This is a genomic window from Gammaproteobacteria bacterium (ex Lamellibrachia satsuma) (genome assembly GCA_019623805.1).
In the GTDB taxonomy this organism is placed as follows: domain Bacteria; phylum Pseudomonadota; class Gammaproteobacteria; order Chromatiales; family Chromatiaceae; genus QGON01.
The window spans coordinates 124,321-145,707 of record CP053680.1; the positions used below are offsets into that span (position 1 = coordinate 124,321).

Here is a 21,387-nt window from a genome sequence, read left to right on the forward strand (position 1 = left end):
CTCGGTCCCCGCTTTTCTTTACCATTATGTGCTTTTGATTGATGAGTCTTAGACTCAATCAAACTCAGGTCAATCTGATCCCATGGGTTCGTAACGTCTTACACTGTACATACCATAGTAGAGCAGTGAAAATACCACCAGCATAAGCAAGCTGACCAGTACAACAGACGGTGTCATGGGAATCAGCCAGAGTGAGCTGATAAATTCAATCAGGATCAGTAAAATCAATCCTTTCGCGATAACCTGACGATCCAGCAGACTACAGAGCATCGCTCCCATAGGCGCACCAACCACTACGACAGGTATGGCGGCAAGCCACCACTCTCTGATCTCTGGCGTAAAACCATCGATCACAAAAATATGCAGCAGAAAACCGACAATCGAATTCGATGCCATCAGAATCACTGAGGTGGGTGTTGAAATTTTTTCACTCACCCTGAATAACAGCACCATGACAGAGAAGGTAATGATGTCGATGCCGTTACCCACCAGACCAGACATCACACCGCCAACGAAACCTGCAAGAGCGATAATCCAAGACTCGTACCCACTCTCATCCGGCAGCCGGTCGTGGCAGAGTCGCATGCGGCGGTTCAGCATGAATAGCGTAACCGCAAAACTCGTCACCATGAAAGTAAAGCTCATTTTGATCATTGCCGATGTCAGCAATGGTGCCACCACAATCGCACCTATAATCATCCCGGGAATCCCAGCAATTCCGGCCCAACGGATTACCCGCCACTCAACACGCACGCCCATCGCTATAATCATCAGGGATGCAGCACTCATTCCCACACTTTGAATAGCGAGAGAAAAAATCTTTGCGCTTGCAGGGTCGATCTGCAGCACCTTGGTAAAGATCGGGAAAGCTATCGCACCGCCACCTTCGCTGGTGGCCCCTGCAATAAAAGAACCGAACGCCATAGTCAGGGTCACTTGCCAATGATCCTTCATGGCGGCAACAATCACATCTCCCCCAGCAATCAAATACCATGCAGACCAGATGGCAATCGCCATCACACTATGAAACAAAAGAGCTCGTCTGGAGATCAATGGCCTGGATTATCCTATTAACAATAGGGTTAATAACAACTGGACACGGATATTGTCATTCGAAACCTTTTCGAATTTGAGTTACCCTGCAATTCTATAGTCTCACTTCAAAGCAAGGCCTGTTTAACAATCATTAAATATCGTTATAAAAAGACTGCAAATGGGAACCTAATCCACTGTTAATTAAGTCACGTATTTATATTACCGGATCTACACCATTCATTTTTTATTTAGAGAGCCACATTGAACAACAACCTCAAGATAGGCGTTTTCGTGGACGCCGAAAATATCCGCTACAACGGCGGCTACCAACTTCGATACGATATTCTACGCCGCTTTGCCGCGCGTTTTGGCGGCAATTTATTACGCATGAACACCTATATCGCCTTTGATCAGGAGCGGGCAAAGGATGATTACGAATACGCCAAACGGGCACGTTCGTACCAGCAGATGGTACGGGATTACGGCTGGAAGATCATCGTAAAATATGTGCGCCGCTATACCGATGAAGAGGGCAATGTAACAACCAAAGCCAATGCGGATCTCGATCTTGCAGTTGATGCCATGCTGCAATCGGAAAAACTCGATCTGGTGCTGCTGGTCACCGGAGACGGCGATTTTCTGCAGGTGGTGACAGCCCTGCAGGACCGGGGCTGCCGTGTAGAACTGCTCGGTTTCCGCAACGTCTCCAGGGAACTGCAACGGCAGGTCGACGACTATTTTTCCGGTTTTCTGATTCCCGACCTGTTACCGATCTCCTATGAACCACGTAATGAGTGGGGCTCCCCCGGCTCCTGCGTCCGTGGCATCTGCTCGAAATGGTTTCCCGACAAAGGATATGGCTTTCTGCGCTTCATCAGGCATATCGATCCGAACCTGTGGATTACGGATCCACGTGATCCGGAATCCCCCTATGAGAGCGTATTCTGCCATGCCAATGAGTTGGCCGACGGTGTCACTGACGAACTCCTGTCAAACCGGGAGACTGTGCTCGAATTCTATATCGAGAAGAGTGATAAAGGCGACGGCATGGTTGCCAACAATGTTCGTCTTGTGCCCTCTTACGGAAATCATGGTCTATGACTTACACCTACTGAATCTACAGCAGTTGGGTGTGGTAGCGGCGGGGATTGTCTGGCAGACGGACAATTGTCCCGCTGCGCAATTCGTAGTGGTTACGCCTGGCATCCTCGAAAAAAAGCCGCAGTGTTTCATGGACCACAGGGAAGGCAATCTCATCCCAGGGAATCTCCTGCTCAGCGAACAGCGCGACCTCCAGACTCTCACTGCCCGGTCCAAAGTCAAGATCCATCAGGCGGCTTTTGAACAACAAATAAACCTGGCTGATGTGAGGAAGATTGAAGAGAGTATACAACGCTTCCACCTCCACTCTGGCATTCGCCTCCTCCAGGGTCTCCCTGGCTGCACCCTCCTGGCTGGTCTCGCCATTTTCCATAAAACCCGCAGGCAGCGTCCATAGTCCGTAACGGGGTTCGATCGCACGACGGCAGAGCAGCACTTTGTCCTCCCACATCGGAATACAACCCACCACCATCTTGGGATTCTGATAGTGGACCGTCAGACACTCAGCGCAGATGTGCCTGGGGCGATTGTCTCCATCCGGTACTTTGACTTCCACTTCAGCTCCACACTGGCTGCAATACTTCATCGATCAACTCTCATATTTCTCCTGCTCCAACACACCTTCGGCCAATTTTTCAAACCATTTAGTGCCAATGGCACCTTCTATTATCACCTAATGATCCCAACCACTGCGATTTTCCATACAAATACTAATAGTAAGATATGCAATCCCTAGACTGCATCAGTTTTGCACGAACCGGCAAAAGCAACAATCAGCGGCCACAAACCGATAAAGAAAGCGAAGGTTAGATAATCGCCATAGCTCCCGGTAAAATCATCCGGACTTCACACCGGAGATGGTCAGATCATGCAGGACAATACACCACAAACCACAGACCTCCAGGAGACTGTTGCTGCCATCGATTTGGGCTCCAATAGCTTCCACATGATTGTCGCCCGCGTTACCGACGGCAACCTGCAGGTCATCGACAAATTGCGGGAGATGGTGAGGCTGGGCGAAGGATTGACCAAAACCAAGCAGCTTAAACCCGAGGTGGCAGAAAGGGCCATCACCTGTCTTGAGCGATTCGGTCAGCGATTGGGCTCTATCCCTTCTGCAAATGTTCGCACCGTCGGCACCAACACCCTGCGTCAGGTAAGTTCAGCAGACAATTTTCTGGCGACCGCCCAGCAGGCGCTGGGGCATCCCATCGAGGTCATTGCCGGCCGCGAAGAGGCTCGCCTGGTCTATCTCGGCGTGGCTTACGGCCTTGCCGCAGGAGATGAACGCCGCCTGGTGGTGGATATCGGCGGCGGCAGTACTGAACTCATCATCGGCGAAGGCTTCACCACCTGCCAGCGCGAGAGCCTGCACATGGGCTGCGTGAGCATAAGCAGGGGGTTTTTCAAAGACGGCAATATCACCGCCAAGGCGATGAAAAAGGCGGAGCTTGCCTGTGCCATCCAGATCCGTCCTGTACGCTCCTGGTTTCGCGACGGCAACTGGAGCCTCGCCATCGGCAGTTCCGGCACCATCAAGGCGATCCAAAAAGTGGTTCAGGAAGAGGGTTGGAGTGAACAGGGCATCACTCTAAGATCTCTGGAAAAACTGCAAAAGGCAATGATTGCTGCGGGCAGTGTAGAAGCGCTCAACCTGAAAGGACTGACATCAGAACGGAAACCTGTCTTCTCTGGTGGCGTCGCGGTCCTCCTTGCAGTCTTTCGCCATATCGGCATCGAGCAGATGCAGGTCTCCGACGAGGCGCTGCGAGAAGGATTGATCTACGACATGGTTGGCCGCAGCCGCCACGAGGACACCCGCGATCGCACCATCAAATCTCTATCCAAACGCTACAATATCGACGCCGATCAGGCGGTGCGTGTCGAAGCCACTGCCCTGGCCCTCTTCAACCAAGTCATCAAAGTCTGGAAGATGGGCGACCCCCGCTATTCCAGCATGCTGAGTTGGGCCGCGCTTGTGCATGAGATCGGTCTCACGGTCTCCCACAGCCAGTTCAATAAGCACGGCGCCTATCTGTTGGAAAACTCCGACATGTCGGGATTTACCCGGCAGGATCAGTGCGTGATTGCCGCACTGGTACGGGGACACAGGCGCAAATTCCCCACTTCCACCTTCGAAGCTCTTCCCAGGGGGGTGGTGCTCTGTACAAAACAACTTTGCGTTCTGCTGCGTCTTGCAGTGCTGTTGCATCGCAGCCGCTCAGCAGTAACCAAGCCGCACGCCCTGTTGGAGGTCGAGGGAAACCACCTGCTGTTGGAGTTTCCGAAAGGCTGGCTGGAGTCTCATCCACTCACCCATGCCGAGTTAAAACAGGAAGCGGACTATCTCGAGGCCACTGGTTTCGGACTCTCTTTCGAATAGCAAGCCCAACCCAACAACACATTGGGAGACCTGATCAAGCGTAGCCGGTCAGGCTGCGGCCGTTATTACCAGGACAAACGGTCGCTGGAAATTACTTCACCACAACAACGTCTGACAACAATTTTCTCATCAGGGTCAACATCTCTTCGGGTGGTGTACCATGAGGCATCACTTTCGCCAGCTTCCCCCCCCGGTCGATAAAGTAAGTATCCGCCGAGTGATCCACGACATAGTTGGTCTCAGAGTGCTGCTCTACGATGCTATAGGCTGCGCCATATTTCTCTGCGACCTCCTTCACAGCTTCCGACAAACCCGTGACACCTAAAATGCTTGGATGGAAGTACTCCCCATACACCCTGAGCCGCTCCAGTGAATCGCGATTGGGATCGACGCTGATGAACAGCGGCTGTACCCCGGCAAGCTCATCCTCAGTCAGTTCGTTCAGGGCCATGCTGAGAAAACCCAGACTCGTCGGGCAGATATCCGGGCACCAGGTATAGCCAAAATAGAGGATGACGACCTTACCCTGATAATCGTTCAGCGACACAGGCCCCAGATGCGAGTCAAGCGCAAAATTGCCACCAACGGGTGTTGCGGAGATGGAGAGTTGTTCGTGACTGGGTACGCTGTCTGACTGAGGGGCCCAGAACAGCACCACCCATATCAGTAAACCGCTCAACAACACAATAACGCCCAGTAGGAAGATACGCTGCATGATGACTTCCGATTTTGGTATAGATTAAGTGGCTAATACGAATTAGACACTATTCGCTTCTTTGCCCGATCAGCTTAGAGGCAGTCTGGACAGTTTCGGTAAACAAAGTGAGCATATCCAGAAACTTCTCATTCCTTTCAATGATCACATTCTCCTGCGTGATATCTTCATCCAGCGACTCATCAATCCTGTCAATCACTATTTCCACTTTTTCCAGCTGACGTGTCAGTCCCACAGACTGCCGCTGCAGGTCCACCGCGATAAAATGGCGTTGCGTGGAGGAGACTGTCGGGCGTTGGTGGAGACGAAGCAGACGTTCAATGTCGCTCTGGGCGCGGCTCATATGACGTTCGAATTCAAAAGAATCAAATTGCCTGAGACCTGCCTGATGACGCAGATTTCGTAGCTGAACCCGTATTGACGGGGCCAGTTTCCTCACTTGATCCAGCTGACTCTGCAGCTGGCGCAAATCGGCCGTATCAAGCAACTTTGTTTTCGTTCCACCATTGCTGGAGAAAGGCTCATTGTCTGCCGGCGCGGCAATAACGACCGGCGACATCAGAGCAACTGCCAAGACAATCAGTAAAAGACCCTGTTTATACATATTCAATCCGGGGAGCACCCTCAAACAGTTCAAAATCCAACAAAACCCGAGTCACTCAGACTTCAGCCAAGTCCCCTTTCTCCTGCAACCAGCGCTTACGATCAGGCGCGCGTTTCTTTGCCAGCATCATATCCATGACGCTGTTGGTATTATCCCCTGACTCAATGGTCAGGCGCACGAGACGTCGGGTATCCGGATGAATCGTGGTCTCCCGCAGCTGCAAGGGGTTCATCTCACCTAATCCTTTGAAGCGCTGCACGTTGACCTTGCCGCGTATCTTCTCCGCCTCGATCCTGTCGAGCACGCCCTGCTTCTCGTCATCGTCCAACGCATAATAGACTTTTTTGCCAACATCGATACGATAGAGCGGAGGCATGGCCACGTAGACGTGCCCCTCCTGAACCAGCTTTCTGAAATGACGCAGAAACAGCGCGCACAACAGTGTGGCGATATGCAAACCATCGGAGTCCGCATCCGCAAGAATGCAGACTTTGTCAAAGCGGAGCTTGGAAAGATCCTCGCTACCGGGCTCCACTCCGATCGCCACGGAGATATCGTGTACTTCCTGTGAGGCCAGAACCTCCGCCGGATCAACTTCCCAGGTGTTCAATATCTTTCCGCGTAACGGCATGATCGCCTGGAATTCCCGATCCCTCGCCTGTTTGGCGGAGCCACCAGCTGAATCACCCTCCACCAGAAAGAGTTCACTGCGGGAAGGGTCGACAGTACTGCAATCTGCCAGTTTCCCCGGCAGCGCCGGTCCCTGAGTCACCTTCTTACGGGTCACCTTGCGCCCGGCGCGCATCCGGCTCTGTGCAGAGTTGATCGCAAGTTCAGCGATACTTTCGCCAAGATCGGTATGCTGATTCAGCCAGAGGCTGAAGGCATCCTTCACCACACCGGAAACAAAAGCAGCACACTCCCTGGAGGAGAGACGTTCTTTGGTTTGCCCGGAAAACTGTGGTTCCAGCAGTTTGGCTGACAGCACATAACTGACCCGTGCCCAGACATCATCTGGCGTCAGCTTGACACCTCTTGGCAGCAGATTACGGAACTCGCAGAACTCCCGGACCGCATCCGTCAAACCACTGCGCAGACCGTTCACGTGGGTGCCACCCTGGGCGGTGGGGATCAGATTGACATAACTCTCAGTCACCGCTTCACCGCCTTCCGGCAGCCAGACCACGGCCCATGCAACCGCTTCAGTGTTGGCCTCCATGTTGCCGACAAAGGCCTCGCTGGGAATCAGCGTCTGACCAAGAAGCGCATCCAGCAGGTAATCCCGCAAACCGTCCTCATAGCACCACTCCTCCTGCTCACCACTCTTCTCATCGATGAACCGAACATGGAGACCGGGGCAGAGCACCGCCTTGGCACGCAGCACATGGCGCAGCTGGCGCACAGAAAAGCGTGGACTGTCAAAATACTTGGCATCGGGCCAGAAACGCAAACGGGTACCGGTATTGTTGCGCCCAACCTTACCCACTGGTTCCAAATCAGAGACCTTGGTGCCCCCCGCAAAGGCCATGTTGTACTCCTGGCCATCGCGCTTCACCCAGATCTCAAGGTGTCGGGAGAGTGCGTTCACGACCGACACACCAACTCCATGCAGACCGCCTGAGAACTGGTAGTTTTTATTGGAAAACTTACCGCCCGCGTGCAGCTTGGTCAGGATCACTTCGACACCGGGCAACCCTTGCTGCGGATGTAGATCAACCGGCATGCCACGTCCATCATCCTGCACTTGCAGGGAACCGTCTTTGAACAGCGTGATCTCGATTGACTTGGAAAAACCGGCAATCGCCTCATCGACACTGTTATCGATGACTTCCTGCGCCAGATGATTGGGACGGCTGGTATCGGTATACATTCCCGGGCGCTTGCGCACCGGTTCTAGCCCGCTGAGAACCTCAATATCGGAGGCGTCGTAGCTACCTGTCATAAAATATTTTGGGGCAAATCAAGTTTAAACTTGGAAATATATGAAGCCGGGAAGTTTACACATCCTGGTAGCCCGTGGCGAGGTTTCAATCCCGTATGGGTTGGCTTTATCTCTTTACCGTGTGGTCTAATAGTTGGTATTCAATCCACACAAACATCCGTATATAGAGTCAAACCGTGCCGAGAAAAAAGAAGAGCCCGCCCCTGGAAGAGGCGCTGAGCGAGCTGGAATCCCTGGTCGAGACCCTGGAACAGGGTGACTTATCCCTTGATGAGTCACTGAAATCTTTCGAACGGGGGGTGGAACTGACACGTACCTGCCAGAAGGCGCTGGAGGCGGCGGAACAGAAAGTTCGTCTATTGACCGGCGATTCCAATGACGCTGTATTGGAGCCTTTCCAGCGTGACGAGTGAAACCCATCTTAAGGACTTCATGCAGTTCTGCCAGGCACGGGTGGAGCACGCCCTCGATCGCACTTTGCCGACGACCGGCACCACGCCCACTCTACTGCACGAAGCGATGCGCTATGCCACCCTGGGAGGAGGTAAACGAGTCCGGCCGGTACTCGTCTATGCTGCGGGACAGGCCACCGGCGTCAAGATGGAGCGACTGGATGCCGCTGCCTGTGCGATCGAGATGGTCCACGCATACTCACTTGTGCATGACGATTTGCCGGCAATGGATGACGATGACCTGCGCCGTGGGCGCCCCACCTGCCACAAAGCATTCGACGAGGCCACTGCTATCCTGGTCGGCGACGCACTGCAGACTCTGGCCTTCCAGACCCTTTGCACCGATAACACGCTGGAAGCAAATACCGAAACCCGGCTGAAGATGGTGGAGACACTTGCCCGTGCAAGCGGTTCCAGAGGCATGGCCGGTGGTCAGGCGCTGGACCTGAGTGCGACCGGACACGAGCTGAACCTTACCGAACTGGAAAATCTGCATATCCACAAAACGGGTGCGCTGATCTGCGCCAGCGTCCGCATGGGCACGCTATTGAATCCCAATCTCGATTCTGAAATAGCCCGCAAACTCAGCCACTTTGCAAAATGTATCGGGCTGGCATTTCAGATCCGGGACGATATCCTGGATGTAGAGGGCGACACCGAGACCCTGGGAAAAACCCAAGGCAAGGACCAGGCCCAGAACAAATCCACCTACCCTTCTCTACTCGGCCTCACAGGCGCACGCGAGAAAGCGGAGGAGTTCCGACAGAATGCCTTACAGAGTCTGGAGGGTTTTGGCGAAGAGGCAGCACCGTTACGCTGGATCGCCGATTACATCATCGGCCGAAATCATTAACTTGCACCTCTCCCTTCTGCTTGGGATAATTGTCTGTTTCACGCTGGCCGTCTTCCCAATGGGGAGGATACGGAAAAACCAGAGGTTCTGTCAGTTGTCCCTGAACGGGCGGCAGACTATCCTCCGACTTCCCGACTCAGTATTTGCATGACTTCGCACTAGGTTGGCGAAGCAGGATCCCAGACATGGCAGAAAACACCCCTCACACCGGCACCCAGATTGCGGATGTCCAAAACAGCGAAGATACCCGCAGGATCGCCATCGATAAGGTGGGCATCAAGGATATCCGCCACCCGGTACGCATCAAAGATCGTAGTGAGGGCGAACAGCACACCATTGCCAACTTCAATATGTACGTCAACCTGCCCCACAACTTCAAGGGCACGCACATGTCCCGTTTCGTGGAGATCCTCAACAGCCACGACTACGAGATCACCGTTGAATCCTTCAAGGACATGCTGAAGGAGATGGCGGAGCGTCTGGAAGCCGAGTCGGGCCACATCGAGATGAACTTCCCTTTCTTCATCAATAAGACCGCGCCGGTTTCCAATGTACAGAGCCTTCTTGACTACGATGTCACCCTGATAGGAGAGATCCACAGCGGTGTTCCCAACATCGACATCAAGGTAGTAGTGCCGGTCACCAGCCTCTGTCCCTGCTCGAAAAAGATTTCCGATCGTGGTGCTCACAACCAGCGTTCTCACGTCACGATACAGGCACGTACCAGAGGATTTATCTGGATTGAGGAGATCATCGACATAGTTGAGCAGGAGGCATCATGCGAACTCTTCGGACTGCTCAAGCGACCGGATGAGAAGCATGTCACCGAACGCGCCTACGACAATCCAAAGTTCGTCGAGGACATGGTTAGGGACGTGGCAGTGCGCCTCAACAATGAGGATCGCATCGGTGCCTATGTCGTTGAATCCGAGAACTTCGAATCAATCCACAACCACTCGGCCTATGCACTGATCGAGCGGGATAAAACAGCTGAATAACCACGTAGAGTGCGCTGTGCGCACCATGATTGCTTATTCTGGTGCGCACAGCGCACCCTACAAATTTGAGTTATCAATACTTGCTGTGCAACAGCAGTACCGCCCCCTGATCCTCCATCTTCACTCGACTGAGGAAACTCATACCTAACAATACCCGGCGCGGACTCTCCCCTTCGATAACAAACCCGCGCACCTGGTTCAGCCTGATATCCCCCACCTGCACCCGATCGAGTATCACTTCATAGGCAGGTGTTATGCCGGACGCCGTACTGACCGAAATACGTTTGCCATCCAGCTTATATGAGACCCCCAGGCGCTTGGCAATTCCTGAATTCATGGCCACCGCCGACGCCCCTGTATCGACCAGGACTTGCACATTGCGGCCGTTGATACTACCTACCGTCGAGTAACTGTTGTTCAGATCCCGCTGGATCCTGGCAGTGGTCTTTTCCGGTTTGCTGAATTGGCTGGAAACATGACTGCCGAGTCGGTATATCTGCCGCTCTCCGTCCACCTCTATCACCGCCTCACGGCTGTCCGCATCGATCAGGACCACGCCCTCCGGCGAGGGCTGATCGAGCTTCAGCAGACGACGAACCCCATCAATGGTGACCATTGCCTTATTGGAAAAGAGCGCCTCGATAGTAATCCTGTCAACCGCGATGGCTGCCACAGGAAACAGTATGGCAATCAGCAGGAAGGCCAGCCGTCTCAGCATCAGACAAGCCCTGAAATTCGGATCAACTGCATCACCAACAGCGAGAAGAGACCTGCCACCACATCATCCAGCATGATGCCCAGTCCCCCACCCACCTTGCGGTCGATGGAGTTGATGGGCCAGGGCTTGAAAATATCGAAGAGGCGAAACAGAACAAACCCGAGCAGCAGCCACAACCAGCCTGCGGGCGCCATAATCATGGTAATCAGATATCCGACAATCTCATCCCAGACGATACCGCCATGATCGTGTACACCGAGGTCACGGGAGGTTCGCTCGCAGAGCCAGATCCCCACCACGAACATCAGCGATACAGCGACCAAATAGGCGGTCAGTGCCAGTGGGGCCATCAGCAGATAGATAGGGACCGCGACCAGGGTACCGAAAGTACCTGGCGCAAAGGGCATGGCACCGCTACCAAAACCGAAAGCCAGCAGATGTACCGGGTTACGCAGATTGGGGGCGGGGTTGGTGGTAGAGTCAGACATCAGAAAAATGGTCAAATCCAGCGGATTGTGATTGCCAAAGGGTACCATTCTCCCGCTCACAGCGCAGTCCGGTGCCCGCTTCTATACGGCCGACCACTGCTATCGGCAAATCCAGGCGGCCACTGATCACCTCCACCTCATGCAGCTTCTCGGAAGGCAGGGTGAAGCAGAGTTCATAGTCATCCCCAGCAGTCAGCGGCAGTGACCATCCATCCGTTTCAGCTACAACCTCTGCTACCGGCGGCGACAGAGGGAGCTGCGACAGATTCAATCTGCCACCCACTCCGCTAGCCTGCAGGATATGCCCGAGGTCGGCCAGGAGTCCGTCGGAGATATCGATGGCGGCGGTCGCGAGCCCACGCAGCTCAAGCCCCATCCCAACGCGAGGTTCCGGACGTTCCAGCCGTTGTAAGACATCACGCAAGTCAAAGGTTTTCAGCAACCTGTGTCCCTGCTTTGCGGAGAGTGCGAGTCCGGCATCTCCAAGCTTGCCGGTGACGCAGATCAGGTCATCCGGATGAGCGCCAGATCGGGTCAATGCACTGCCGGAAGGCAAAAAACCCTGGGCCTGAACCGTGATGGAGAGCGGCCCGCGGGTAGTGTCTCCGCCGATAAGTTGCACACCATAGCGTTTCGCCAACGCTGAAAACCCCTTGCTGAATGCCGCCAGCCAGTTGCTGTCTGCTGCGGGCAGAGTCAGGGCCAATGTCACCCAGGCGGGTTGCGCCCCCATCGCCGCCAAATCACTAAGATTGACCGCCAACACCTTATGACCTAACGCTTCCGGATCCACATCGGGGAAAAAATGCACGCCGGACACCAGAGTATCTACAGTGACTGCCAGATCATGACCCGGAGGCAATCGCAACAGGGCACTGTCATCACCGATGCCGAGCACCACGTCATCACGGATGACCGCAGGTTCGGAAAAATAGCGTCGAATCAGATCAAACTCGGATAAGGCCATGATTAATCAATGGTTTATATCGAAAGAAGGCTTGCCTATTGGGATAACTTCAGTGTAGCTTGTGCAGATTACGGTGACAGGTACCAAAGATGAGCGAAAACGAACATTTTAACAAGATAGAGAAGGCGGGAGACCTCATGGTCGAGGTGTTCCACACTGTCGGTCTGTTCGTGATCGGTGCCACTGTGATCTGGTCCAGTGTAACCGTCTATCTGGAGATGATCGCTCACGGCCACGCCACCCTGAAGGATATCCTGCTGCTATTCATCTATCTGGAACTGGGCGCAATGGTCGGCATCTATTTCAAGACCCGCCGCATGCCGGTGCAGTTCCTGATCTATATCGCCGTCACAGCGCTTACGCGCCTGTTGACCATCGACATCAAGGCCATGTCAAACGAGACCATTCTCACCCTGACCGGCGCTATATTGATGCTGACATTTGCCATCCTGGTACTGAGGTATGGCACTTCCAGACTCAGCAGCAAACAGGATGAGTTCTAAGGAACCCTAGGAGTCTGTCGGATTTAACCAGTCCCATTTGATAAAATACTGTAAGCCAAAGAATAACGAACCGAAGTCAGTATGTCAGATAAATTCCGCACGATTAATCGAGACACCCCCTATCTGTTGCCGCCCTCATTACAGGACTGGCTACCAGAGAACCATTTGGCGCGATTTATCGTGGACATCGTAGAACAGCTGGATCTGAAAGAGCTGGAATCTCAATACGGTGGCGGAGGAAAAGCGCCCTACCATCCAGCCATTTTGCTTTCACTGCTGTTCTACGGTTACGCAACCGGCGTATTCTCCAGCCGAAAGTTGGAGCAAGCCACCTACGACTCCGTGGCCTTCCGGTTCATTACGGCAGACAGCCATCCAGACCATGACACCATCGCCACCTTTCGCAAACGCTTTCTCAAGGAGTTGAAGGGATTCTTTGTCCAGATATTAGTGATAGCCAAGGCGATGAGTCTTTTGAAGATAGGCAATGTGAGTTTGGATGGGACAAAGGTCAAGGCCAATGCCAGCAAACACAAGGCGATGAGTTGGGGGTATGCCAACAAGCTTGAAGAGCAGCTTCATCGTGAAGTCGAGCTGTTGCTGAAAAAGGCCGAACAGGCCGATGCAGAAGAAGAGCCGGAACTGGATATTCCAGAGGAACTCAAACGTCGTGAGGACCGGCTTGCTGCGATAGCCAAGGCTAAGAAAGAGATCGAACGAAGAGCGCGTGAGCGCTTTGAAAAAGAACGGGCGGAATACGAAGAGAAGGTGAAGCGGCGTAAGGAACGAGAGGAAAAGACAGGGAAGAAGGCCAGAGGTAGAGTGCCAAAGCCGCCAGAAGAAGGTCCACAGGAAAAAGACCAAGTCAATTTCACGGATGAGGAGTCACGCATCATGCCCTCATCGGAAGGGTTTGTTCAGGCCTATAACGCCCAAGCGGCAGTTGATACCGGTACCCACCTGATCGTGGAGAACCATATTACCCAGCAACCCAATGACAAACAGGAAATAGAACCTGCACTTGCACAACTGAAGGCAGCAGAAGAGCAGCTGGGAAAACCACAAGGTCTGTTGGCGGATACGGGTTACTTCAGTGAAGAGAATGTCAATCGTTGTGAAGCACAGGAGATCACCCCCTACCTCTCCGATAGCCGCGAACAGCACAACCTGCCGCTGGAAGAGCGGCTGAAACAGGTGCCGCCCTGCCCGGAAGATGCCGATATGTTAACCCGAATGAGGCATCGACTCAGTACACCGGAAGGCAAGGCCGTGTATGCCACACGGAAATCGACAGTTGAGACCGTCTTCGGCATTATCAAAGAAGTAATGGGATTTCGGCAATTTCACCTTCGAGGGAGTGATTCAGCGCAAGGTGAATGGAATCTGGTATGTACGGCATGGAACCTGAAGCGGATGCATGCGCTGGCAGGCTGAGATATCGACAAGGATAGGTCAGTCTTTCATAATTCACTGCCCTACATAGGGCTTATATTCCTACAGAGGCAGCGATTATGGGAAAAACACGGTGGGCCGGAAAATATCCCTGGCTCAATGGATCAAACCCGACAGACTCCTAGGCCTTTTTAGCCTTCATCTCCACCTTGCGGATCTCTTTGGCCACTTTATCCAATACACCATTGACGAACCTGTGGCCCTGCTCCGCCCCAAACACCTTGGCCAATTCCACCGATTCATTGATCACCACCCGATAGGGCACCTCCGGGTGAAAATTTAATTCATAGACACCAAGCCGCAGCACCGCCCGCTCCACCGGATCGACGCTTTCGATAGCGCGATCGAGGGCAGGCTTCAGCAGTTCGTCCAGCTCAGTCAGGTGTCTGGGGACACCGTGCAGCAGATCCTGAAAATAGGGCACTTCAAAGCTTTTGATATCCTGCTCCGCCAAAAACTGATCGACGATGGAGCCAATATCCTGACCGGCCATCTGCCACTGGTAGACGGCCTGAACCGCATGCCGGCGTGCCTGACTGCGTTTGCGGCTCATGCCCCGATCTGACGAAACAGATTCACCATCTCGATAGCTGAGAGCGTCGCTTCGGCACCCTTGTTACCGGCCTTGGTTCCGGCTCTCTCGATGGCCTGCTCGATGGTGTCGACCGTCAAAACTCCAAAAGCGATGGGAACGCCGTGTTTCAGGCTGACCTGAGACATCCCTTTCACACACTCTCCGGCCACATAATCAAAATGGGGGGTGCCACCTCGAATCACTGCGCCCAGCGCGATGATGGCATCATATTCGCCCTTTGCGGCGATCTTCTCCAGTAATACCGGCATCTCAAAGGCGCCGGGCAGTCTGACAAGCGTAATATCATCCTCGGACGCGCCGTGGCGTTTCAGGGTGTCAATCGCCCCGTCCACCAGACTCTCCACAACAAAGCTGTTGAAACGTGCAGCCACTACACAGAACCGCGCATTCTCAATCGTCAGTGCGCCTTCAATGGTTTTGATGGTCATGTTCTTTACCCTGAAAAAATAGATCTATTATCAAAAACGCGCGCTCGCGTTCCAGCTATTGGTTATTTACAATCGACGTATTCAACCACTTCCATACCGAAGCCGGAGAGGCCGTGGATACTCTTCGGCGCACTGAGCACGCGCATCTTACGCACGCCCAGATCAGAGAGAATCTGCGCACCGACACCGTAGGTGCGTAGCTCTTTACTATTATCCTGTTTAACGAACGACTCGCCTTCCGGCCTCTGCAGCTGCAGTTCCATCATGCGCTGCACGATCTCCCGGGCGGTATCGTGATTGCGCAGCACCACGATCACGCCCTGCCCCGCTTTACCCACCTGCTTCATGGCATTTTCAAGTGGCCAACCACAATCACCACCGGTTGAACTGAACAAATCACACAAGCTGTTCTGCATGTGAACGCGAACCAGTGTCGCCTTATCCGGCTTCGGATGCCCCATCACCAGCGCCAAATGCAGCTCGTTATCCACCATATCCTGATAGGCAACCAGGCGGAAATTCCCGTGCTTGGTGGGAAATGCACATTCGCTGACCCGCTCCACCGTATGCTCATTTTTCACCCGATACTGGATCAGGTCGGCGATGGTGCCGATTTTCAGATCGTGCTCTTGAGCAAACTTCTCAAGATCCGACCGACGCGCCATGGTCCCGTCGTCGTTGAGAATCTCCACGATGACGGAAGCGGCGCGAAAACCCGCCATGCGGGCCAAATCACACCCCGCTTCGGTATGACCGGCGCGTACCAGCACACCACCGGGCTGCGCCATCAAGGGAAAGATATGTCCCGGTTGCTCAATATCCTGAGGTTGTGCGTCCTCTGCCACAGCAGCCAAAATGGTTGTAGCCCGATCAGCGGCTGAGATACCGGTGGTCACTCCTTCGGCGGCCTCGATAGAGACTGTGAAATTGGTCGCCGCCAGCTCATCGTCAGTGGGCACCATCAGGGGCAGGCGTAACTGGCTGCAGCGCTCTTTGGTGAGCGTAAGACAGATCAGGCCACGGCCGTAACGGGCCATAAAATTGACCGCATCCGGGGTCACAATCTCGGCAGCCATAATGAGATCTCCCTCGTTCTCACGATCCTCATCATCCATGATGACAACCATCTTCCCCTGTTTCAGGTCGGCAATGATTTCTTCTGTAGTATTAAGGGACATATATCCAGTCTTGATTATTGGCAAAGCGAACCGGTAATTGTAACAGAGGCGGGATTAACAAAAAACGTTGCCAGGCCAAGTTTAAGCCTTTAGCGGATAAAACCCCGCTCCAGCAACAACGCTTCGGTAACACCCGATACCGCTGATTCAGACGCCTTCTCCCCGAGCACCAGCCGTTCGAGGTAGCGGGCGATCAGGTCGACCTCCAGGTTCACTTCTTGCCCCACCTGAATCCCTTCGAGGGTTGTCTCCTTCAGGGTATGAGGAACGATATTGAGATCGAAGCGATTTCCGTCGATGCCGTTCACCGTCAAGCTGGCGCCATCAACGCAGATGGAGCCCTTGTGGGCGATATATTTTGCCAGCGCTTTGGGTGCCTCAATGTCAAAACGGATGGATCGGGCATCCTCCCGGCGACCCACCACCCTCCCAACACCATCCACATGTCCGCTCACCAGGTGGCCGCCGAGACGGGAGTTCAGAGTCAAGGCCTTCTCCAGGTTCAACGGGCTGCCCGGCTTGAGATTATGGAGCGTAGTCAAGGAAAGTGTCTCACGGGAAACATCCGCCCGAAAGCCATCCCCAGTCAACTCGACTACTGTCAGACAAACACCGTTGGCGGCGATACTATCGCCAAGGGCAACGTCAGCCAGGTCCAGCCGCCCGGTGCGGATGTATAGACGTACGTCTCCGCCTTTAGTCTCCTGGCCAGCAAGCGTGCCGATCGATTGAATGATGCCTGTAAACATAATGACTTTCCTGGTTAACACCAATACTCAGCCAGAGCGTGGATTAGGTGCACATTACCGCTAGATTTATTATTTCCGCCAAGGCCAAGTGCGCGCCGTAATCCAACATTTTCCGCGTAATTCAAGCTCAGCCGTTGGGTTACGATGTGCTCAAACAGTGTCGATAAGCAGAAAGCATGGTGCTGTTGCGCATCTAACCCAACCTACGTCGTTTTCTACTGATATAACGGCCGGGCAGTGATACGGATCTCTTTGCCCACCTGGCGCAGGTCGGTGATATCGAGTCCTAAACGATCCTCCATCTTCTCCAGTCCCGGCAGATGGAAGAGCCCCCTGGCCCCATCACCCATGATATGGGGCGCCACATAGATCACCAGTTCGTCGATCAGCTGCTGTTCCAGCATTGCTCCGGCCAGCACTGCGCCTGATTCAAGCATCACCTCATGCAGTTCACGCGCTGTGAGCTGCGCCATCACCGCAGTCAGGTCCAACACATCTTCCCTGGGAGGCACCAGCACCACCTCTGCACCAGCAGCCTCCAGGGCAGCTGTCTGCCGGGGATGCTCATCACTACCCAGTACCAGTGTTTTCCCCGGCAGGGCCAGCATCTTGGCATTGGGTGACATCTCCAACTGTGGGTCCAAAACGACCCTCACCGGATGCGGCGTCTGCAGCCCCTCATCCAACCCCAGCTCTTGTGAAGTCAGCCGAACATTCATCGAAGCATCGTCGGCAAGCACCGTGGAGATGCCGGTCAGAATCGCGCTACTGCGGGCGCGCAACAGATGCACATCATGGCGAGCCGCAGACGAGGTGATCCACTTGCTCTCACCACTGGCCATCGCCGTACGCCCATCCAGACTCATGGCCAGCTTACAGCGCACGTAGGGTTTGCCCTGACGCATTCGCTTGATAAAACCCGGATTCAACGCCTCGGCCTGGCGCTGCATCAGCCCCGCCTCAACAGCTATTCCGGCCTGCTGCAACTGCGCAAGCCCCTTCCCGGCCACTTGGGGGTTGGGGTCTTCCATTGCTGCCACAACACGCGTGACATCCGCTGCGATCAGTCCTTCTGTACAGGGTGGGGTACGCCCGTGGTGGCAGCAGGGTTCCAGTGTGACATAAGCCGTCGATCCCTCGGCCCGCGCACCCGCTATGGCGATGGCATTGCGTTCGGCATGGGGTTCTCCGGCGCGGCGATGGTAGCCTTCACCGACAATCTCATCCCCCTTCACCAACACACAGCCAACCCGGGGATTGGGATGGGTGGTATAACGTCCCCGCTCCGCCAGACGAATCGCCCTGGCCATATAGACATGGTCGCCGCCGCTACTCATTTGTCCTTTTTATCGCGACTTAGAAGATCCATCTGCTGTCTGCGCGCCTCGGGACCGGGCTGCCTCTCCAGGCGGTCAATCTCTTCCCGGAAGGCGTTAACATCCTCAAATTTACGGTAGACGGACGCGAAGCGCACATAGGCAACCTGGTCCAGCGTCTTCAGTTCATCCATGACCATCTCCCCAATTTGCAGCGACGCGATCTCTCGATCTCCACTGGCCGTTAACTTGCGGGTGATATGGTTGATTGCCGCCTCCACCTGTTCGGTACTGACCGGGCGCTTCTCCAGCGCCCGCATCATGCCTGAACGCAGTTTACGGCCATCGAAGGGCGTGCGACTGCCGTCGTGCTTGACGACTCTGGGCAGATTCAGCTCAGCGGTTTCATAAGTAGTGAACCGTTCCTGGCAGACTGCACACTGGCGACGACGTCGAATCTGATCGCCCTCTCCCGCAAGGCGGGAGTCGATGACCTTGGTATCCTGTGCTCCGCAAAAAGGACAGCGCATCGGCTAGGGCCGAGGGCCAAGGGCCAAGGGCCGAGGGAATAGATTGCGCAATGTCATCTTCTTCAAACCTTGGCCCCCGGCCCCAAACCCTTGACCCTATTATTCAAGCGTAGACCGGATATTTGGCGCAGATGGCCAGAGCCTTCTCCTTAACCCCATCAATCACCGCCTGATCTCCACGGCTATCGATTACGTCGCACATCCAGCCCGCAAGTTCAGCGGCATCGGCCTCATCGAAACCCCGGGTGGTGATGGCCGGTGTGCCGACCCTGATACCCGAAGTCACGAAGGGGGATTGAGGATCGTTCGGCACTGCATTCTTGTTGACGGTGATATTGGCAGCACCCAGCCAGGCATCCACATCCTTACCGGTCAGACCTGCCTCAATGAAGCTGACCAGAAACAGATGGTCATCGGTACCCTTGGAGACCACGTCGTAGCCGCGATCCATAAAAATCCGGGCCATCGCCTGGGCATTTTTAATCACCAGGCCCTGGTAGGCCTTGAATTCGGGCTCCATCGCTTCCTTGAAGGCTACGGCCTTGGCGGCAATCACATGCATCAGGGGGCCACCCTGAGTGCCGGGAAAGACCAGTGAATTCAGTTTCTTTTCGATCTCTTCGCTGGCCTTCGCCAAAATCAGGCCGCCACGCGGGCCGCGCAGGGTTTTGTGCGTGGTGGTAGTGGTCACATCGGCAATATTTACCGGACTCGGGTAGTGACCAGCTGCAATCAGGCCCGCCACATGCGCCATATCAACGAACAAATAGGCACCCACCTCATCGGAAATATCACGGAAACGCTGCCAATCCACAATACGGGAGTACGCGGAAAAGCCGGCGACGATCATTTTTGGCTTGTGCTCACGGGCAAGGCGCTCGACCTCTTCATAGTCGATTTCACCGGTCTCGGGATTGAGACCATACTGAACGGCATGGTAAAGCTTGCCGGAGAAATTGGGCTTGGCGCCGTGAGTCAGATGGCCACCATGCGCCAGGCTCATGCCAAGTACGGTGTCGCCAGGCTGGCAGAGCGCCATATAAACCGCTGCATTGGCTTGAGAACCTGAGTGAGGCTGGACATTCGCGAAGTCCGCATCAAACAGCGCCTTGGCGCGATCAATGGCCAACTGCTCGGCAACATCGACATTCTCACAGCCGCCATAGTAGCGTTTGTAGGGATAGCCCTCTGCATATTTGTTCGTCAGCACACTGCCCTGAGCCTGCATTACGCGAGGACTGGTATAGTTTTCAGAGGCGATCAGCTCGATATGCTCTTCCTGGCGCGTCTCTTCGGCCTGCATTGCCGACCACAACTCATCGTCATACCCTTGGATTTGCATGTTTTTGTTAAACATCAGGCCATTTCCCCGCCAATAAAAAACGAATTAATATAGCAAAAAAAAGCTAACCGGTCTCTAAACCAGTTCACCTGCTCGAAACACAGAAAAAGATTTTCACTCTCCATGCAAAATCGCTGTTTTTCCCTTTACGGCTGTCGCCCAAGCCGTTATTTTAACGAGGATAATAATTACATTCATCAGCTTGGCACTTTTTGAAGTGAAACTTAAGGGGTATTCTTCATGCGTCGTGTATCGGCAAAGACCATTCTGCTCTTTCTGTTGGCGCTGCTCTTCATCCCGGCTCAGGTGCCCGCCGTCGAATTGAGCATGGGCGAGGCGATCAACAAGGCTGGCCGACAGCGCATGCTGACCCAACGGATCATTAAGACCTATTGTCAGATGGGGCAGGATATCCGATATCGCATCGCCAAAAAACAGCGCAAAGCTTCACTTGATCTCTTTGCTGCGCAACTTGCCGAGTTGAAAAAATTCAAGGTGAACAGCAGCGTCACCCAAGCTTTAACGAAGGTCTCCACACTTTGGACCCCTTTTCGCCAGCTCGCGGCAGGCAAGCCCAATCGCACCTCTGCCGAAGCAATACGCCAGGCCGGGGAGGAGCTGCTAAATGCATCACACCGGGTTGTTGTGTTGCTCGAAACCGCCTCCGGTACGTCCACCGGAAAATTGGTCAATATGGCCGGACGCCAGCGCATGCTATCCCAGCGCATGGCCAACCTATATATGCTGCGCAGCTGGAAATTCCAACAACCCCTCTACGAATCCGATTACAAAAAGGCGGTAGCAGATTTCGACAGCGCACTGCAGCAGTTAAGGACGGCTCCCGAGAACACACCCGAGATAGATCAGGCACTGACGGGGGTAAAGGAGCAATGGGATTTATTCAGCCTTGGCAACAACCTGGAGAACGGCAATTTTGTTCCCTCTCTGGTCACCCGTTCACTGGATAAGATTCTCGTCGCAATGAATAAGATTACCGGCATGTATGCGGCATTGATGTAGGTATAAAACCGGATTGAT

The 21,387-nt window shown here is 54.1% G+C and carries 23 protein-coding genes; 8 read left to right on the top strand and 15 right to left on the bottom strand.

Going from position 1 to position 21,387, the window contains the following annotated elements; genetic code table 11:
* Positions 1 to 69: 69 nt before the first annotated feature.
* The gene (locus HPY30_00520) at positions 70 to 924 is read right to left on the bottom strand and encodes a sulfite exporter TauE/SafE family protein (protein ID QYZ67848.1); all 855 of its coding nucleotides are present in this window, start codon (positions 922 to 924) and stop codon (positions 70 to 72) included.
* Between the two features lie 372 nt (positions 925 to 1,296).
* On the opposite strand from HPY30_00520, the gene HPY30_00525 reads away from it, so the two are divergent.
* Positions 1,297 to 2,136, top strand: coding sequence for an NYN domain-containing protein (locus tag HPY30_00525; GenBank protein ID QYZ64605.1), 840 nt, complete (start codon positions 1,297 to 1,299; stop codon positions 2,134 to 2,136).
* A gap of 16 nt (positions 2,137 to 2,152) precedes the next feature.
* On the opposite strand, the gene HPY30_00530 is transcribed toward HPY30_00525, so the two are convergent.
* Positions 2,153 to 2,722, bottom strand: a complete 570-nt coding sequence (locus HPY30_00530; GenBank protein ID QYZ64606.1) for an NUDIX hydrolase — start codon at positions 2,720 to 2,722, stop codon at positions 2,153 to 2,155.
* A 282-nt stretch (positions 2,723 to 3,004) separates the two neighbouring features.
* On the opposite strand from HPY30_00530, the gene ppx reads away from it, so the two are divergent.
* Positions 3,005 to 4,519 (top strand): exopolyphosphatase, encoded by a 1,515-nt coding sequence (gene ppx / locus HPY30_00535; protein QYZ64607.1) that lies wholly within the window; start codon positions 3,005 to 3,007, stop codon positions 4,517 to 4,519.
* A 91-nt stretch (positions 4,520 to 4,610) separates the two neighbouring features.
* Here the strand turns inward: ppx and HPY30_00540 are convergent, their stop codons facing one another.
* Genes HPY30_00540 through parE form a run of 3 tightly spaced genes read right to left on the bottom strand, consistent with a single transcriptional unit; the run spans position 4,611 to position 7,780 of the window.
* Entirely contained in the window at positions 4,611 to 5,234 is a 624-nt protein-coding gene (locus HPY30_00540; protein QYZ64608.1) for an SCO family protein, read from the bottom strand.
* A 49-nt stretch (positions 5,235 to 5,283) separates the two neighbouring features.
* On the bottom strand, positions 5,284 to 5,838 hold the full coding sequence (locus tag HPY30_00545; protein ID QYZ64609.1) for a hypothetical protein: 555 nt from the start codon (positions 5,836 to 5,838) through the stop codon (positions 5,284 to 5,286).
* Positions 5,839 to 5,893: 55 nt separating this feature from the next.
* Positions 5,894 to 7,780 carry a DNA topoisomerase IV subunit B gene (gene parE, locus HPY30_00550; protein QYZ64610.1) on the bottom strand — a complete coding sequence of 629 codons (1,887 nt, stop codon included), beginning with the start codon at positions 7,778 to 7,780 and terminating at the stop codon, positions 5,894 to 5,896.
* A 176-nt stretch (positions 7,781 to 7,956) separates the two neighbouring features.
* Here parE and HPY30_00555 point away from each other — a divergent pair, with 176 nt between their 5' ends.
* The 3 genes from HPY30_00555 to HPY30_00565 all read left to right on the top strand — a co-directional run bounded on the left by HPY30_00555 (position 7,957) and on the right by HPY30_00565 (position 10,083).
* Positions 7,957 to 8,193: an exodeoxyribonuclease VII small subunit gene (locus HPY30_00555; GenBank protein ID QYZ64611.1), complete on the top strand. Its 237-nt coding sequence runs from the start codon at positions 7,957 to 7,959 to the stop codon at positions 8,191 to 8,193.
* A 19-nt stretch (positions 8,194 to 8,212) separates the two neighbouring features.
* Positions 8,213 to 9,085 carry a (2E,6E)-farnesyl diphosphate synthase gene (ispA, locus tag HPY30_00560; protein QYZ67849.1) on the top strand — a complete coding sequence of 291 codons (873 nt, stop codon included), beginning with the start codon at positions 8,213 to 8,215 and terminating at the stop codon, positions 9,083 to 9,085.
* A gap of 185 nt (positions 9,086 to 9,270) precedes the next feature.
* Positions 9,271 to 10,083: a GTP cyclohydrolase I FolE2 gene (locus HPY30_00565; GenBank protein ID QYZ64612.1), complete on the top strand. Its 813-nt coding sequence runs from the start codon at positions 9,271 to 9,273 to the stop codon at positions 10,081 to 10,083.
* A gap of 73 nt (positions 10,084 to 10,156) precedes the next feature.
* Here the strand turns inward: HPY30_00565 and HPY30_00570 are convergent, their stop codons facing one another.
* From HPY30_00570 to thiL, 3 genes are all read right to left on the bottom strand, one after another.
* Positions 10,157 to 10,699 carry a TIGR02281 family clan AA aspartic protease gene (locus tag HPY30_00570; protein QYZ67850.1) on the bottom strand — a complete coding sequence of 181 codons (543 nt, stop codon included), beginning with the start codon at positions 10,697 to 10,699 and terminating at the stop codon, positions 10,157 to 10,159.
* A 101-nt stretch (positions 10,700 to 10,800) separates the two neighbouring features.
* A complete protein-coding gene (locus HPY30_00575) occupies positions 10,801 to 11,289 on the bottom strand; it encodes a phosphatidylglycerophosphatase A (protein QYZ64613.1) in 489 nt (162 codons plus the stop codon).
* On the bottom strand, positions 11,282 to 12,256 hold the full coding sequence (gene thiL, locus HPY30_00580; GenBank protein QYZ64614.1) for a thiamine-phosphate kinase: 975 nt from the start codon (positions 12,254 to 12,256) through the stop codon (positions 11,282 to 11,284). The genes HPY30_00575 and thiL overlap by 8 nt, the downstream gene beginning before the upstream one ends.
* A gap of 89 nt (positions 12,257 to 12,345) precedes the next feature.
* On the opposite strand from thiL, the gene HPY30_00585 reads away from it, so the two are divergent.
* Positions 12,346 to 12,759, top strand: coding sequence for a phosphate-starvation-inducible protein PsiE (locus HPY30_00585; GenBank protein ID QYZ64615.1), 414 nt, complete (start codon positions 12,346 to 12,348; stop codon positions 12,757 to 12,759).
* 81 nt (positions 12,760 to 12,840) lie between these two features.
* Positions 12,841 to 14,193 (top strand): IS1182 family transposase, encoded by a 1,353-nt coding sequence (locus HPY30_00590; GenBank protein ID QYZ64616.1) that lies wholly within the window; start codon positions 12,841 to 12,843, stop codon positions 14,191 to 14,193.
* 139 nt (positions 14,194 to 14,332) lie between these two features.
* Here HPY30_00590 and nusB read toward each other — a convergent pair whose 3' ends face one another.
* The 7 genes from nusB to HPY30_00625 all read right to left on the bottom strand — a co-directional run bounded on the left by nusB (position 14,333) and on the right by HPY30_00625 (position 20,364).
* Positions 14,333 to 14,764 carry a transcription antitermination factor NusB gene (gene nusB, locus HPY30_00595; protein QYZ64617.1) on the bottom strand — a complete coding sequence of 144 codons (432 nt, stop codon included), beginning with the start codon at positions 14,762 to 14,764 and terminating at the stop codon, positions 14,333 to 14,335.
* The gene (ribE, locus tag HPY30_00600) at positions 14,761 to 15,234 is read right to left on the bottom strand and encodes a 6,7-dimethyl-8-ribityllumazine synthase (GenBank protein ID QYZ64618.1); all 474 of its coding nucleotides are present in this window, start codon (positions 15,232 to 15,234) and stop codon (positions 14,761 to 14,763) included. The genes nusB and ribE overlap by 4 nt, the downstream gene beginning before the upstream one ends.
* A 62-nt stretch (positions 15,235 to 15,296) precedes the next feature.
* Positions 15,297 to 16,412: a 3,4-dihydroxy-2-butanone-4-phosphate synthase gene (gene ribB, locus HPY30_00605; protein ID QYZ64619.1), complete on the bottom strand. Its 1,116-nt coding sequence runs from the start codon at positions 16,410 to 16,412 to the stop codon at positions 15,297 to 15,299.
* Between the two features lie 89 nt (positions 16,413 to 16,501).
* Complete coding sequence (locus tag HPY30_00610; GenBank protein QYZ64620.1) at positions 16,502 to 17,161, bottom strand: riboflavin synthase; 660 nt, start codon at positions 17,159 to 17,161, stop codon at positions 16,502 to 16,504.
* A 215-nt stretch (positions 17,162 to 17,376) separates the two neighbouring features.
* Positions 17,377 to 18,498, bottom strand: a complete 1,122-nt coding sequence (ribD, locus tag HPY30_00615; protein QYZ64621.1) for a bifunctional diaminohydroxyphosphoribosylaminopyrimidine deaminase/5-amino-6-(5-phosphoribosylamino)uracil reductase RibD — start codon at positions 18,496 to 18,498, stop codon at positions 17,377 to 17,379.
* A complete protein-coding gene (nrdR, locus tag HPY30_00620; protein QYZ64622.1) occupies positions 18,495 to 19,007 on the bottom strand; it encodes a transcriptional regulator NrdR in 513 nt (170 codons plus the stop codon). Before nrdR ends, ribD begins: the two co-directional genes overlap by 4 nt.
* 103 nt (positions 19,008 to 19,110) lie before the next feature.
* The gene (locus HPY30_00625; protein ID QYZ64623.1) at positions 19,111 to 20,364 is read right to left on the bottom strand and encodes a serine hydroxymethyltransferase; all 1,254 of its coding nucleotides are present in this window, start codon (positions 20,362 to 20,364) and stop codon (positions 19,111 to 19,113) included.
* A 225-nt stretch (positions 20,365 to 20,589) separates the two neighbouring features.
* Here HPY30_00625 and HPY30_00630 point away from each other — a divergent pair, with 225 nt between their 5' ends.
* Positions 20,590 to 21,369 carry a hypothetical protein gene (locus HPY30_00630; GenBank protein ID QYZ64624.1) on the top strand — a complete coding sequence of 260 codons (780 nt, stop codon included), beginning with the start codon at positions 20,590 to 20,592 and terminating at the stop codon, positions 21,367 to 21,369.
* Positions 21,370 to 21,387: the final 18 nt, after the last annotated feature.